The sequence below is a fragment of the Micromonospora sp. SD19 genome, from assembly GCF_054462275.1.
Genome location: NZ_JBTLMN010000002.1, coordinates 377883 through 391691 on the forward strand (window position 1 = coordinate 377883; position 13809 = coordinate 391691).

Annotated in this window: 15 protein-coding genes and 1 pseudogene; 11 read left to right on the forward strand and 5 right to left on the reverse strand. The window is 66.6% G+C overall.

Annotation, left to right across the window (positions count from 1 at the left end; genetic code table 11):
• The first annotated feature begins 66 nt into the window (after positions 1-66).
• The 4 genes from ACX27O_RS08885 (at position 67) to ACX27O_RS08900 (ending at position 3837) form a co-directional block, all read left to right on the forward strand.
• Complete coding sequence (locus ACX27O_RS08885) at positions 67-1008, forward strand: endonuclease domain-containing protein (RefSeq protein WP_210866055.1); 942 nt, start codon at positions 67-69, stop codon at positions 1006-1008.
• A 257-nt stretch (positions 1009-1265) separates the two neighbouring features.
• On the forward strand, positions 1266-1898 hold the full coding sequence (locus ACX27O_RS08890; protein ID WP_458939229.1) for a restriction endonuclease: 633 nt from the start codon (positions 1266-1268) through the stop codon (positions 1896-1898).
• A gap of 114 nt (positions 1899-2012) precedes the next feature.
• Positions 2013-3446 (forward strand): hypothetical protein, encoded by a 1434-nt coding sequence (locus tag ACX27O_RS08895; RefSeq protein ID WP_458939230.1) that lies wholly within the window; start codon positions 2013-2015, stop codon positions 3444-3446.
• 52 nt (positions 3447-3498) lie between these two features.
• The gene (locus ACX27O_RS08900) at positions 3499-3837 is read left to right on the forward strand and encodes a hypothetical protein (RefSeq protein ID WP_458939231.1); all 339 of its coding nucleotides are present in this window, start codon (positions 3499-3501) and stop codon (positions 3835-3837) included.
• Positions 3838-3979: 142 nt separating this feature from the next.
• Here the strand turns inward: ACX27O_RS08900 and ACX27O_RS08905 are convergent, their stop codons facing one another.
• Together ACX27O_RS08905 and ACX27O_RS08910 are read right to left on the reverse strand one after the other, a co-directional pair.
• Positions 3980-4756 (reverse strand): Crp/Fnr family transcriptional regulator, encoded by a 777-nt coding sequence (locus ACX27O_RS08905; RefSeq protein ID WP_285796400.1) that lies wholly within the window; start codon positions 4754-4756, stop codon positions 3980-3982.
• Positions 4757-4834: 78 nt separating this feature from the next.
• Complete coding sequence (locus ACX27O_RS08910) at positions 4835-5359, reverse strand: hypothetical protein (protein ID WP_458939232.1); 525 nt, start codon at positions 5357-5359, stop codon at positions 4835-4837.
• Positions 5360-5527: 168 nt separating this feature from the next.
• On the opposite strand from ACX27O_RS08910, the gene ACX27O_RS08915 reads away from it, so the two are divergent.
• From ACX27O_RS08915 to ACX27O_RS08930, 4 genes are all read left to right on the forward strand, one after another.
• On the forward strand, positions 5528-6316 hold the full coding sequence (locus tag ACX27O_RS08915; RefSeq protein WP_458939233.1) for a nucleotidyl cyclase domain-containing protein: 789 nt from the start codon (positions 5528-5530) through the stop codon (positions 6314-6316).
• Positions 6317-6888: 572 nt separating this feature from the next.
• Complete coding sequence (locus tag ACX27O_RS08920) at positions 6889-8583, forward strand: hypothetical protein (RefSeq protein WP_458939234.1); 1695 nt, start codon at positions 6889-6891, stop codon at positions 8581-8583.
• A 13-nt stretch (positions 8584-8596) separates the two neighbouring features.
• On the forward strand, positions 8597-9469 hold the full coding sequence (locus ACX27O_RS08925; protein WP_458939235.1) for a hypothetical protein: 873 nt from the start codon (positions 8597-8599) through the stop codon (positions 9467-9469).
• Positions 9470-9661: 192 nt separating this feature from the next.
• Positions 9662-10186 carry a carboxymuconolactone decarboxylase family protein gene (locus ACX27O_RS08930; RefSeq protein ID WP_458939236.1) on the forward strand — a complete coding sequence of 175 codons (525 nt, stop codon included), beginning with the start codon at positions 9662-9664 and terminating at the stop codon, positions 10184-10186.
• Between the two features lie 261 nt (positions 10187-10447).
• On the opposite strand, the gene ACX27O_RS08935 is transcribed toward ACX27O_RS08930, so the two are convergent.
• Positions 10448-10741, reverse strand: a complete 294-nt coding sequence (locus ACX27O_RS08935; RefSeq protein ID WP_458939237.1) for a DivIVA domain-containing protein — start codon at positions 10739-10741, stop codon at positions 10448-10450.
• A gap of 312 nt (positions 10742-11053) precedes the next feature.
• On the opposite strand from ACX27O_RS08935, the gene ACX27O_RS08940 reads away from it, so the two are divergent.
• Positions 11054-11293 carry a winged helix-turn-helix domain-containing protein gene (locus ACX27O_RS08940; protein WP_089020718.1) on the forward strand — a complete coding sequence of 80 codons (240 nt, stop codon included), beginning with the start codon at positions 11054-11056 and terminating at the stop codon, positions 11291-11293.
• A 116-nt stretch (positions 11294-11409) separates the two neighbouring features.
• A complete protein-coding gene (locus tag ACX27O_RS08945) occupies positions 11410-11988 on the forward strand; it encodes a DUF6642 family protein (RefSeq protein WP_210857912.1) in 579 nt (192 codons plus the stop codon).
• A 47-nt stretch (positions 11989-12035) separates the two neighbouring features.
• On the opposite strand, the gene ACX27O_RS08950 is transcribed toward ACX27O_RS08945, so the two are convergent.
• Together ACX27O_RS08950 and ACX27O_RS08955 are read right to left on the reverse strand one after the other, a co-directional pair.
• Positions 12036-12809, reverse strand: coding sequence for a hypothetical protein (locus tag ACX27O_RS08950; RefSeq protein WP_247675107.1), 774 nt, complete (start codon positions 12807-12809; stop codon positions 12036-12038).
• Between the two features lie 366 nt (positions 12810-13175).
• Positions 13176-13403 (reverse strand): annotated as a pseudogene (locus tag ACX27O_RS08955) (helix-turn-helix domain-containing protein); the annotation flags it as partial.
• Between the two features lie 117 nt (positions 13404-13520).
• On the opposite strand from ACX27O_RS08955, the gene ACX27O_RS08960 reads away from it, so the two are divergent.
• Positions 13521-13775, forward strand: coding sequence for a hypothetical protein (locus tag ACX27O_RS08960; protein ID WP_210857914.1), 255 nt, complete (start codon positions 13521-13523; stop codon positions 13773-13775).
• Positions 13776-13809 lie beyond the last annotated feature (34 nt).

Below are 13809 nucleotides of genomic sequence, written 5' to 3' on the forward strand. Positions count from 1 at the left end.
CGGCTGTCCACAGAGGGCCTGCTGGTGTGTTTGCGGAGGGCTGGGTGGGGCTTCACGGTTCTGTGCGTGAACCTGGTGCTTCGGGAACTCGTCGAACGTGGCGCGGGTCTGGTGACGTTCGGGGCGGCCGGGCAGGTGGTGCCGTCGTGGACGGTTCGGCAGGCTTGTCGCAACGGCGAACTGGTACGGGTGCTGCCCGAGGTGTTCGTGGCGGCGCACCTCGTCGGTGGGCGACCCGGTGCCCCGGTCCTGAGTCGACTCGACAGTGCCCTGAGTCTGCGGGCTGCTCTCGCCTGGGCTGGCGGAAACGGCGCGCTCAGTCATCTCAGTGCGCTCGCCGTGTGGGGGTTGCACCCGCAGGCGGTCGGTGACCTCGTGCACCTGAGCGCACCAGCGAGCACCGGTCTGCGCAGTCGGCCTGGAGTGATCGTCCATCGACGCCGGAGCCTCACCATCGAGCCGCCGCAGGTGGTCGTCCGGCGAGGGCTGAGGGTCACCCGCCTCGAACAGTCGCTCGTCGACTGCTGGCCGACGTTGTCGCCCGCCGACCGGCGGACGCCGGTGATCCGAGCGGTCAACGACCGGCTGACCACACCCGAGCGGTTGTCGGCAGCACTGGAGCGGGTGCCCAAGCTGATCGATCGGGCGGCGTTCCGGCATCTGCTGACGAGGCTTGCCGACGGCTGCCGCAGCCCGTTGGAAATCTGGGGGCACGAGCACGTCTTCACCGGTCCCGGAATGCCGGCGTTTCACCGGCAGGTGCCGGTCCGTGTCGGGCGGCGCACCGTGTACCTCGACATGTTCGCCGAGCGGGAACGGGTCAACATCGAACTCGACGGGGCGACCACCCACGGCAACCCTGGTCAGCGGGAGATCGACCTGCGCCGCGACGCCCTCCTGGCGGCCATCGGGATCCTGGTGGTCCGCTTCGCCCACCGCCGCCTCGTGCACGAGGTCGACGAGGTGCGCCGGGAAACCCTCGCCATCCTGGCGACCCGCCGGACCTGACGGGGTCCTCTGCGGGCGGGGTGTCCTGGCGGGCCGAGCCTGCTGGCGCTCATCCCACCATCGAGCGCGCCGACGCCGTCAGTGGTGCAGCGACAGCCGTTGTGTCGCACGCGGCCGCCACACTGGGGCCTCCTCGACCGGGGAGGTGCCTCGTGCCGTACGTCAGGTCACACACCAGGAAGGGCGGCGCGCGAGTTCGGGCGCACTACCGACGGCGGCGCACCGGCAGTGTTCGGCGCAGATCGACGGTCCGCCGCGTGGCCGGTGGCGGCGGGTCGGTCAACGGCTGGCTGCTCGCGCTGGGTGCCGTCGTCGCCTTCGTGCTCCTGCGCGCGGTCGTCGACGTCGTACGCCGCCATCCATACTGGACCGCTCTCCTGGTGAGCGTCGTCGTCGCGGCGGCGGTCGCGGTGGTTCTCGTGGTGTCGAAGCAGCGGGCCCGCGAGCGGGCCGACCAGGCCCAACGGGACCGGTTGATAGCGGTGACCGACGCGATGAGCGGCCCCGAGTTCGAGCAGTGGTTCGCCCGGCTCCTGGTCGCCTCCGGGTTCCGTGACGTGCGGGTGTGCGGCGGCTCCGGTGACCGGGGAGCCGACGTCACCGCGGCAACCCCCGACGGCCGACGCGTCGTGGTGCAGTGCAAGCGGCAGAGCGTCACCAACCGGGTGGGCAGCGCCGCGATCCAGCGGTTCGCCGGCACCTGCCGGGTGATCCATGGCGGCGAGGTCTGCCTGCTCGTGACGAACAGTTTCTTCACCGCCGGCGACGGCATCCGGATGGCCCGACAGCTCAACATCGACCTCATCGACCGGCACGCGTTGCAGATGTGGGCCTGGACGGGGCGACCTCCGCTGCGGTCCGGTACTGAAAGATCGAGGACAGCGAATTGACAGTGCGGGAATTACTGTCTCGACATGGCAGCGTCAATTCCCAGAAGTGTCAGTGCGAAAGACGTTGCCGACCCACTGAGCGGCCCTAGCGGCGGAGGGTCGGCGCTGCCCTCGGTGCCGAAGGACCTGGCCAGCCGGCAGATGTGCTGCGCCATGCATCTGCGTCCGCCGTTGGCGGCGCAGGTGTTGCTGCTGTACAGCCTCGACAACCCGAAGGCGTGGGGTCCCTCTTTCGGGGTGGACGCGGTTGCGCTGGTGCGCCACGCCCAGGCGGCCGACGCCCACTGGCGGAGGCTGTACGACGCGGTCGCGATGACGCGTTACGCGTTACTCGGTCTGGTCGGGCTGGGCATCCTCCTCCTCTGGCGTGACGGGCTGGTGACGGCGCTGCTCACGCTGCCGCTCATCGCCGTGGCGTGCGGGGTCGGGTGGCGCACCACCTTCCTCAGCCTCCAGGAGACCCGCGCGGCGGCGATCGGCACCATGGAGGAGGATGAGGCGCTGGCCGCCCAGGCGCCAGAGGTCGAGTCCGAGCTGGAGGACGAGCTCGCCGACCTACAGGACGCCAACATGATCGTCTTCGCCGTTGCCGCGGGCAACCCGTTCGTCGGCAGCGGCACCGAGATCGGCCGCTGGGCCCTGCCACCCATCGATGTCAGCCGGGGTCGAGAGAAGAATCAAGACGGTACGCGCACACCCGCGACCTTCACCATCCGCGAGCTGCACGACGATCTGATCCGGCTCTCCCGATCACGGCTCGGGCTCAGCGACATCGAGGTCACCAAGCGGATCTACGTGCGGGGGGACGTGCTGCCGGATTGTGAGGGCCTGTTCCATCCCGACGAGGTGCGCCCGCCGTCCCGACTGGAGACCTCCTGGGTTGATCTGGGCAGCGACGCGCCGGGGGAGCAGGCCAGGACGTACGTGTGTCTGGCGAAGAGCCTCGTCGGTGGCCAGATCGTCGTCACCCTCTTCGCCCGCTACACCCTCGACCAGGGCATTCTGTCCTGCGAGTTCGCCGCCTTCGTGCTGCCACCCGTCCGTCGCGACTCCGCGCCCGCCACCGGCTTCTACGGCCTGTTCGGGGAGGATCTGAGCCCGCTTCACGGACGCTCGACCACCTGGGCCCTCGCCCTCGCGGCGTGGCGCACCTACCTTGCCCAGTTGTTCCTGCGCTCGGACCGGGGCATCGACCTGGCCGAGGCGCACGAGGAACGGACGCAGCAGCACTACGAGGCGCTCCAAGAGGGGCGACGCTACGACTACGGGGCGCCCTTCAGCGCCCGGGAACTCGCGGCCAGCGCGAGCATCGCAAGCTATTTCGAAGTCGCGGATGTGCGCGACTGTCTGTTGCGGATGCAGCGAGGAGTTATCGACTGTCTGGTCGCGTTCCTGACGGACAAGGGCATCGACACGTCCGAGATAGCCGCCGGAAAGCAGCGGATCATCAACAACATCACCAACATCGGAGAGGTGTCCGGCCGGGGCAACATCTTCGGAAGCCACGGACGCGTGACGAATGTCGATCGCGACGACCAGCCGGACTGATCGGTTGGTGTCCCGCAGGCCCGGCCAGCGGGCGACCCGGAAGGACGAGCCAGTGAGTCAGTTCAACTTCAGCGGCGACATCAACGGTGAGGCGAACGTCTTCGGTGACCACGCGCAGGTGCACAACCGGAGCAACGACTTCAGTCGAGGCTCGGACCTCGCCGGGCTCGTCGCCGCCCTGGTCGACGAGATCGCGAAGCACCGGACGGAGGTTCGTGAGGCTGATCGGCTGACCCAGTTGGCCAGCACGGCTGCGGCGTACGCCGCCGAGCCGCGCCCCAACGTGGAGGGCATCCGCAGCCTGCTACCGGCCCTGCTGGCAGGTGCCGGAACGGTGACCGCCGTCGCCGACGCCGTTCTGCGCGTCTCCCAGGCCGTCAACAGCCTGTAGCGGATGTGAACGTCGCCCTGGCGGCCTCGATCGGCGAGCACGAGGGAGGCGCCCAGTCGGCAGGTGAGGTGGCGGTTCGGCCGGGCCGGATGATCGACCGCCCAGATGCTCGGGTGGGCCGGTGTTTGTGAGCCGTACGGGGTCAGTTGGCACCCGCGGACCAGTGTGGACCGATGTCTCCCAGGTGGCCGACACGTTGTAGCTGCGCCAGATCGTGAACGACGATCTGCCGGTAACCGGTCCGGATGACTCCCGCCCGACGCAGTTCGCGGAGGGCCTTCTCGACCGTCGGCTCCGCAGCACCGCAGAGTGACGCCAACTCCGGCTGAGTCAGCGCCACACCGACGGTGCGTCCGTCGCTGATGGCCTCTCCGTGCGCCGTCGAGAGCTCGGCCAGAACGCGTGCCAGGCGGATCTTTGCCGGGTAGGCGGTGAAGTCGACTCGGCGGCGGTTCGCCCACCGGAAGCGCGCCGCGATGGTCCTTGCCAGGGCAAGCGCCGCCTCCGGCTGGTCATGTAGAAATGGATACCACTCTCGCTTGTAGATGACGCTGACCAATCCCGCACCGCACGTCGTGACCGTCGCCGTCCGTGGGGTGTCATTGAGCGCGGAGATTTCGCCGACCAGGTCACCCGAGACCCGGATCGCCAAGAGCGTCTGACGGCCATCTGCCATGTTGACGGTTACTTTTGTTAGGGCTTCCCTGAGCAGTACCAAGTGATTACCGGTGGTTCCCTCCCGCAAGATGTGGTCTCCGGCTTTAACCGAGACGGTTGTTCCCAACGCGAGAAGGTTGGCTCGTGTCTTCGGGCTGAGACACGCGAGCAGCGTGCCAGGAGGCCAGCGAAGGCTCGTCGGCGGCTGCTCGTGGTCGCGTCGCACCTCAGCACCCCGTTCGTCGGCGGCAACCCTGCTCATGTCGGATGCAGCACGGTTAGTCAACGGATGCAAGTATTTCTGATTGCGGATCCCGGGAGAAGCCCTGCACTGCCTCTTTCAATCGCTCATCAGGGCAATGGCCAGCCAAACTGTGGCGGCGCAACTCGCCGCCACGCTCCACGGCACAGCCGCCTGCACCCGCCGGTGCTTCCTGAGTGCGATGTTCGCGAGAACCGTCGCCAGAGACCATGCTTCGGTGGCCTCCCGACCCGCGTCGAGGCGGGGCGGCTCGATGCGGGCGCTCGGCTGCGCTGGGAACCCGAACCTGTTGGGCGAGCGGGGGCCGGACGTCTGTGGTCGAAAGCCGATGGCGAGGTGTCGCGCCGCGATCAGGAGAGTGATCACGAAGAGCAAGCCGACTCCGGATACGACCATGGATAGGACGGGGGAATCCATGAGGTCGAAGACCGCGGGCGCCTTGCTGACAATGAGCGCTACCACCGAGCCGTGGAAGGCGAACAGCTGAGAGATCTTGGCGTCGGCATGTCGGATGGCGTCCTGGTGTAGGCGGGTCGCGGCGAGTGCCCGATCTACCTCCAGGTCGGACCGGCGGTTTTTCACATGGCGCGATGAGGTGGTCATGCATCCAGTGAAGGCAACCGGGTGCCGTCGACGTCCGTAGGAATATGGGATCTCGCGAATCCGACACATGCTCAGCTACTTCCTGACAACCCGTACTTCGACGGGTTTCCCACGGCTGGCCATCGCTATAAGTGACATGACCAGGAGCGCCGAGCGTGCGGAGGCAAAATGGCAACGCTGCAGCCAGACCGCAGATTGATCATGTTCGTCGACATGGAGAGCTACAGCCGGCACGACGACGCCGGCCAGATCAACGCCCAGATGAACTTCCGCCCGCTCATGCGAAGGGCGGCCGAGCAGTGCGGCCTGGACCGGGACGGCTGGGAGATCCAATCATCCGGGGATGGGGAACTTGCGCTCTTTCCCCTCGGGACGCCCGAGCCTCGGCTTGTTGCCGACCTCGTACCCGCCATCGACCGGATCCTCCGCGACCACAATCGCGATGCCGGCGCGCATGCGCAGGTGCGGATGCGGGTCGCGTTCCATCAGGGACTTGTGACGAGGACCGAGAACGGTTACGCCGGATCAGCAGTGGTGACTGCGGCTCGCCTGGTGGAGGCGCCCGCGCTGAAGGAGGCGTTAGCCTCGTTCCCCGAGGCGGCGGTAGCGATGATTGTGTCTTCAACGATCTACCAGGACGTGGTGAGCCAGTCGTACAGCGGGATACGGAAGGAGCGTTACGGTCGGGTCAGCGTTCGCGTCAAGTCGTTCGGCGATGAGGCCTGGATCTTCATTCCCGATGAGAACGTCAACTCGGCGCCAATCGCATCTGTCGACGCCTCGACACCAGCCCCTCGGCCTGACCTGGGCGGAACCGAGCGAGCCGGGGCCGAGCCGACGAGTGGCAGCCGATTCGCCTTCGGCTCGGTAGTCAACCACGGTCCGAGCGTCTTCGGTGACCATGGCCGAGCGTGGGGCACGGGGGATGCACAAGCTCATCGGCAGGGGCGACAGTGAGCCCGGAGTCCGCAACAGGGGCGGTGCAGGCGGGTGCGCCGGCGGTCGAGCCAGCCGCCGATTCGGCTGCGCCGGCTGCGCCGCAGAGCCCAGATTCAGCGGAGTCGCGAGCTGTTCCAGAGCAGGGTACGCAGCGCGAGGCGACCTCGGGCGATAGAGGCCTTCGCGATTCGGAAGGCCCGACAGATGTATCCGACGAGCGGAATGATGATCGCGACTCGCCCGACGATTTCATTCGCGCCAATCCCACCCTTCGCTCCTTCACGTCACGCAGGGGCAGTGGGTTCCGGATCGAGGACTTGAGCAACGCTGGTCCCAGTGCGTTCGGCGATCGGGCGACGGTCATCGGAAATCTGAATCTCGGGCAGGGCAACTCGAAGCCGAGGTTCTTCGCAGACCGAATCAGCGACCTGACCGCGAGGCGTCACACCTTCGTGCGCCCAGCCCACTTCGGTGAGTTGCAGGATCGGTTGCGTCGTTACCCAGTAGTGGGACTTGCTGGACCAGTGGGCAGCGGTCGTTCGACGGTCGCCTGCGTCGCTCTCGCAGAGCATATTGGATCCGACGAGGTCATGGAGATCGTGATGCCTCCCGGATTGGACGACGTCCGATTGATCCGTGAGCAGCCCGATTTTCTGGAGAAGGGTGTTGGTTACATCATCAAGGTTGGCGGCCGGCAGGTCCGGAGCGCCGTCCGATCTATCGAGGCGGCGTTTCACGAGAACGAATGTAGCGGGGTCATAATTCGCGACACGGAGGAGTCCGAGGCGTCCCTCCATCGGGCGGAGGTGTTCCACCACTCATCAGTCTCGCGCGTAGAGGTCTTCCGTCAGCATCTCTTGTATTACCTCAGAGAGAAATGCGTTGGCAACTGCATCGATTGTGATCGCAGTTGCGGGAGAGCGTACACGATCCAGATGATCACACCAGAGGTGAGCAGGTTAATTGATCTGCTGACGAGACCGGGTGAGTGCGTCCTGCACGCGGAAACGATCGCGCGTGAACTCCCGGCAGACGCTCATGGTTTCGTTGCGCTGCTGCCATCTGAGAACAAGCGGTACCGCGATAAGGCGCGGCAGATCCTCTTGCTGCCCGACGACAAAGAACCGGTTTTTCAGAACAGACCCGCACAACATAGACGAGCGCTGCGGATCGCCTACGCTGTGTTCGCTGGACAATCCATGGCGCGGGTTTCAGAGGGTGCTGGTCTGCTGCTCGGAAAACTCGATCGACTCTTCAATGAGCCGGCCATCGGCCGACCCGCCCTGCTCAACGACATGCCGGCCCTGCTGGGTCAGGAACTCGGAGCTGACTGGCACGACAGAGCCACGGAGGGAGAGTCTCCGCATACGAAGGCGAGAGTGGCCCATATAAAGCCCGAGATGGTGAGGGCGATCCTCGACGTTGCCTGGAACGATTTCGACAACACCCGTCCGGCCCTCATCGAATGGATCGACGAACTCGCCGCCCATCCTGCCCCAGGGTTCAGCAACTGCGCCGCCGTCGCCGCCGCGATCTTTGCCACTCATGACTTTGAGCAGGTCTACGAGGAGGTGATTCGGCGATGGGCGAGGGATCGAAGGCGCGGGAGGCGGAAGGCAGCCGCAGCCGCCATGGCTTCCGCCGCAAACCTCGACGGTGCGGTGCCGGTTGGCTTGACGGTGAGCTCTCAGGTCAGGGCAGACGTGGGTAAGAAGCTCGAATGGCTCGCCCACTCCAGGTCGGCGTTCGAACGAGACACCGCAGCGATGGTGTGGGGGATGGGCTACACGCCACGGCACCCCTTCCAGACCGCACGCGCCCTCACTGCCGTGGCAGCAAATGCCAACGCGTCGTCCATCTGGACCGTCACGGACGCGATCGATAATCTGTCTCGAAAGTATGGCAGCGCATGGACGATCAACGTCCTTTCCTGGTGGCTCGAAAGCGACGGCGTGACTCTCCGCGCTGGTGCCACCCTCGCCTTCCTGAACTGGCTGGAGGAGCCACTCACCGAGCGAGTTGATCAGCTCGTGGCTCTCCTGGAGGCCCAGCCATCCATGGTCGATCGGGTGGCCACGCTGTGGCGAGTCGTACTCCTCGATCCCGGATGCTCCGTCGCCGCGTGGCGGCGCCTCGCGGCTTGGTTACGCAGTGGTGCCAGCGACGCACGACTCAGGGAGCCGGTCCGAGCGCTCGCGATGAGGCTTGCCGCTGAACCCGCGATCCGCTCCCGGCTGAACTACTGGCTCTCCAAGGCCCCAACGACATCCACTTCCCTCGCCTGATCCAGGAGCCACTGTGACCGCCGATAACCAGATTCCTCCCAAATCTGAACCTCTCCAGGGCGCCGGCCCCATTCGCCGCCTGCTGACCCATTTTCGAGCGGCGTTCAGCTATTGGGACCGACCGCCGGCACCCGACCTCACCCAACGCCGCCGCCACCCCAGGCCGGTCATCGTGCCAGCTCGGGGTCATGTTTTCTCGTTCGAAATACACGTGGCTCTTACCTGGTACTCGGAAGGTTTGAGGGAGGATCAGCTCGGCGCATGGTCACTGCAGTTCGCGGACCTCGCCCGTCGCGACGTTGAACACAAGGCGGCGGACCTCGCTCGACATTTCCATCCTCACCAGGCAGGCGCCCTGGAGATTCAGCTCAACCGTGAGCTTTCTCGCGGTCGTCGACGTTACGAGCGTCAGGGTGTCGTATTGCACTGCAGGCCAGAGGTGCGGGTGAAGCTCGACGAGGACGTGAAGGCAGAACTCCGGCACGTCCACCTGCAGCGGCTCCGGGAAGAGAGCGAACACGAGCTGCGGATTCGGCGGATCCAACTGACCGACCAGCTGACTCAACGCTGGGTCGCTCTGATCGATCGTCTACGCCTGAGCCCACTGGCGCCCGCCGCCCTCCGCCTCACCGACCAGGAGCTTGCCAACGTCCTCGACCAATTCGTCCTCAAGGAGGAACGGTCAAACGTCGAGCGTCTGGCGGCCCTACTGGAGGAAGCCCTGCGCCGTAGCGGCCGAGTCGGGCAGCCCTTGGAAGAGCACGAGGCCGCAGAGATCATCAAGCTTCTCGACGACATCCTCCGGGACGAGGCGACCGCGACTCCTGAGGCTTCCGAGATGAACGGAAACGGTCGGCACGCAGCACCGCCAGCGGGTAGGCCGTGATAGAAGGTCGGACGGGAATGCCCCGAAGCCGACGTTGGAGACCGCGCTCAGCGCGGGCAGCGTTCGACCCTCCGCGCAGGGCCGTTTTCCCGACAGCGTCCGCAGCCCCAACGGCGTACCGTCCGGGTCCGAACAGGGAGGAGCCGGATGAGTTTCCTACGGCAGGCAGAGCGGTCCCCGGACACCGAGCGGATGTTCGACACCGACACGAAGGCGATGGGCTACCTGCCCAACTACACCAGGTTGTTCGCCCACAATCCGGCGGCGTATCTGGCATGGCAGCAGCTCAACGGCGCGGTGAAGGACGGGATGGAGCTGCGCCGCTATGAGTTGGCGACCCTCGCCGCGGCCCGGGCCCTCAAGTCCTCCTACTGCGGTCTGGCACATGGGAAGTTTCTGCGCGACAAGTTCTTCGACGCGCCGACTGTCGCCGCCATCGCGTCGGATCACGGCAGCGCCGGCCTCTCCGCGCAGGAGGTCGCCGTCGTCAACTTCGCCGGCAAGGTCGCGGCCGATGCGAACTCCGTCACTGAGGCCGACGTTGAGGACCTGCGCGCTCACGGTCTCGATGACACGGACATCTTCCGCGTGATCCTCACCGTTGGCGCCAGATGCTTCTTCAGCACCGTCCTCAGTGCTGCCGGGGCCGAGCCCGATCCGCAGTACCAGGAGAGCCTGGACGCGGATCTGCGGCAGGCGCTGAGCTTCGGCGGGTAGGCCCAGCGAGACGCACCCTGCCCGGAGTTGACGCAGCGGGTGCCGGAGCGCGGCGGAGGCCGGCGAGTTGGACGAAGACTTCGCGTCTGGCTGTCGCGTTACCTCGGCGGTTGAGGACGTAGCCGGTCAACCAGACCCAACCCTCGTACGTCGGCTGGTCGCAGACCGAGACGACGCGGAAGGTCAGCGCGCGATCCCCGGCGAACTGCACCGATGCTCGGCCGTCGATGACGAGCAGGTCGCCGGGCGAGGGGCGCGTGGTCACCAGTGGCCGGAGTTGCGGCTCTGCTCCTGGGCCGGCGGGCACTCCCGGGCGTGCATGGTCTGCCAGTCGCGCAGCGCCCGCTTGATCCGGTCGTTCTCCTGGCTCAGCAGCCGTACCGTCTCGTTGGTCATGGCCAGCTCGTCGGCCACCCGGGCCTGGAACTCGCGTACCTCATCGGGGTCGACGCCGCGCCGACACGTGGCGAACTCGCGGGTCCGCACCTCGTGCGGCGTCAACCGGCCTGGGTAGTCGGCGGGGTAGGGCTGGCCACCTCGATACACCTGAGCCACGGCGGTCCTCTCTGAGGGCAGGCGGGAGCGCGGAAGGTCCGTGCGGTGGGTCGGGAAGGGCGGGCCGTCCGCGCGAGGGCCGCGGGCGACCCGCCCGCTCCGCCGCCGCAGCCCCATTCGGCGGTACGACAGCAGAGCAGTCCGGTGGGTCGGGACGGGCACACGCACCCGCCCCGACCAGGGGATGAGCCGAACTCGTTGCCACGCGAGGAGCAGCTCGGAACCAACATAGCTAGACATGTCAGATGAGTCAACGCTGCTTGTTAGGTGAGTCGCGGTGTGATCAAATCGGATTGCCACGCGAGGAGAGCCATGCGAGAAGTGCCGGACTACTGGCGCATCGCCGATGATGTGATCGCCGACGTCAGGTCGAAGAAGTTGAAGCCGGGGGACAAGCTGCCCTCGATCGTTGAGCTGCGTGCCCGCTACGACGTCAGCCACGGGACCGTGCAGATGGCCTACGCCCGGTTGGAGGCGCTGCGGGTTATTCGGCGACAGCAGGGCAAGGGCGTCTTCGTGACCGACCCGAAGACCTGGATGCGGGAGCCATAGACGATCGGCTCGACCGGGGCCACGGACGGACCGAAGGCGACCGGACCATCAGCGGTACGCCGAGATCCATCGGATTCGTTAGGGTCGACGTCCGGGATCAGGCGAGGGGAGCCGGCGTGGCGAAGCCAGGTGGTGTCTTCTGCTTCGAGGGCGAGTGGGAGGACGATCTCGCGGAGCGGGGTTCGGTTCTGCCGACCCTCGAACTGCTTGAACGGCTCGGCAGCATCCGCTTCATCCACCGTGACACCGCCACTCCACAGGAACTGCGCTACTTCCTGGAGCGGTGGTTGTCTCGCAAGTACTCCGCCTACCAGGTCGGCTTCTTCGCGCTGCACGGCTCGCCCACCCGGCTGCACTTGTCCAGTTCGCACTCCGTAGGGCTCGCCGAGATTGCGAGCTGGATGTCAGGTCAGTGCGAGGGTAAGCGGTTCTATTTCGGAAGTTGCTCGGTGCTTCGCGCCTCGGACACCACGCTCGCCGAGTTCCTTCGTGAGACGAAGGCGGCGATGCTGTGTGGTTTCACCAAAGAGATCGACTGGATCGAGTCTGCGGCATTCGAGACGGTGGTCCTCAACAACATGGTCAACGGTGGCAAGGTAGACAGCGTGGAGCGGCTGGTTAAGTCGTCACGCTGGGCGGCGCTGGCGCGGCACTACGGCTTCAGGATCGTTTACCAGAGTGGCCGTTCGACGTAAGTCACTCGCATCCCGAATCTGATCAACGCGGTACCGAGTCCGCGCGGTCAGGTGACGCCGGTGCGGGCGGCGAAGCTGCGGAGCCCGGGTAACGCCTGACGGCGGTCGGCGCTGAGCAGCGCGTCGGTGAGCTGTTGAGCCCACGGTCGGTAGCGGACCTCCTGCGGTGCCGTCTGCTCGGCGGCGAGCAGCGCTTGGTACGCCTGCGCGTGCGCACCGCGTCCGAACAGGGCCAACGCGACGTCTTCCCAGTACCGCGCCCGCCGCTCCACGTTGCCCAGCTGATCGGGGCGTAGTGCGCGGGCGTATTCGACCGCCGCTCCGAAGTCACCCAGTCTTCGGGCGACACTGATCTTGTAGAGCGCGACGTCGACCTCCGCGAAACCGCCGCCCGCTCCGGCCCGCCGGCTGGCCTCGTCGGCCTCGGCCAGCAACTCCCAAGCGGTGTCCCGGCGGTCCGAGAGAGCTGCCGTGTATGCCGCTGTCGCCAGCAGCCGCCCGTACGCGCAGCTCTGCTCAATCGAGGTCAAGCCGGTCCCGGCGTCGAGGGCCTGGGCGGCGCTGACCGCCGTCTGTTCTGCGCGGGCTCGGTGCCGGGAGCGTCGTAGCACGATCGCGGAGATCCGTTCCGTCTCTGCGGTCAGCAGTGGGTCGTCCGCTTCGCGCGCCGCCTGGCGGGCCCGGTCCATGGCCGACCACGCCATGCCGTCCTCGTGCAGCTTGATGAGCACCTGCGTTGCCAGGTGGTAGGTCTCGGTCAGGGCGCTGGCCGCCGTCGGCTGATCATCAACGTCGGCGGTGACGCGCGCAGCCGTTGCCATCGACACCAGGCCCGAGAGCCGTGACGATAATCGGGCGTACCGGCAGGCGTGGAAGTCGGACCAGGCGGTCCCGAGCGCCGCGCGTATCGACGCTGTGCCAACGGGGCCGGTTGGGGGCGGTGCGTTCCCCAGTAGAGCGTCCTCAAGGCTGCTGACGACTCGGCCCGGCACCGCGGCCGGTCCGTCATCCGTCCCGGGAATGGCAGCGCCCACGATGCCTGCCAGGCCGCCGAGCACGTCACGTCGTCGCACCGGACCATCTCCCGCCTCGCGCGATGGCTCTTCACCGTGCACCCTATCCAGTGAGCCACCGAGACGGTTGAATGTCGGGCCGCCTCCTCCTGCGAGTCCGAACAACTCCGGCGGAATGTCGAAGATCTCAGCGAGGCGACGCAACACCGTGACGTCTGTCAGCGGCTGGCGGCCACGCTCGATCCGGGAGAGGGTCGCTGCCGAATATCCGCAGCGCTGACCGGCCTCTGCGAGGGTGAGCCGAGCAGCGGTACGGGCTACCCGCAGCAACACGCCGAAGTCTCCCGTGGAGGCCGCTTGCCTGGCCTCCGGTAGCTCGTACCAGCGACGGTCCGCGCCCATGGCGGCCTCCGTTCGGCCCCGATGTTGCCTTTGTCGACTGTGTTGCGTGAATGACGTCTCACGCAAGGCTGTTTCGCAATATGACAGGCCGAGTGCTCGCACACGCACACCAATGCTGTGCTGAACGTGATCGAACGCTACTCGTTGGGAGTCGTGATGGATGAGTCGGAGAAGCCGGCGCGAAGTGATCAATCGTCAAACGTAGTGGGTCGCGCCCTGGCTATCGGTGCGTCGGCCACTGGGGTGCTTCTGGTGGTCGCGTTGAACGGCCCTGAAGGCACGGCAACCGCTGCGGTCGCCGCGGTTGGAGCCATCGTCACTGCGCTGGTCGGCCTCGCTGCCAGCCACTCTCGTCGCCATGACCAACAGTGACACCCGCGACCTGTGCGCCTGGACCGCTGACCGC

Excerpts from the sequence above, each read along its gene's own strand:
- ACX27O_RS08905 (WP_285796400.1), bottom strand. The coding sequence starts at position 4,756 with ATGAGCAGGGTTGCCGCCGACGAACGGGGTGCTGAGGTGCGACGCGAC.
- ACX27O_RS08910 (WP_458939232.1), bottom strand. The coding sequence starts at position 5,359 with ATGACCACCTCATCGCGCCATGTGAAAAACCGCCGGTCCGACCTGGAG.
- ACX27O_RS08915 (WP_458939233.1), top strand. The coding sequence starts at position 5,528 with ATGGCAACGCTGCAGCCAGACCGCAGATTGATCATGTTCGTCGACATG.
- ACX27O_RS08920 (WP_458939234.1), top strand. The coding sequence starts at position 6,889 with ATGGAGATCGTGATGCCTCCCGGATTGGACGACGTCCGATTGATCCGT.
- ACX27O_RS08930 (WP_458939236.1), top strand. The coding sequence starts at position 9,662 with ATGTTCGACACCGACACGAAGGCGATGGGCTACCTGCCCAACTACACC.
- ACX27O_RS08940 (WP_089020718.1), top strand. The coding sequence starts at position 11,054 with ATGCGAGAAGTGCCGGACTACTGGCGCATCGCCGATGATGTGATCGCC.
- ACX27O_RS08950 (WP_247675107.1), bottom strand. The coding sequence starts at position 12,809 with ATGGCAACGGCTGCGCGCGTCACCGCCGACGTTGATGATCAGCCGACG.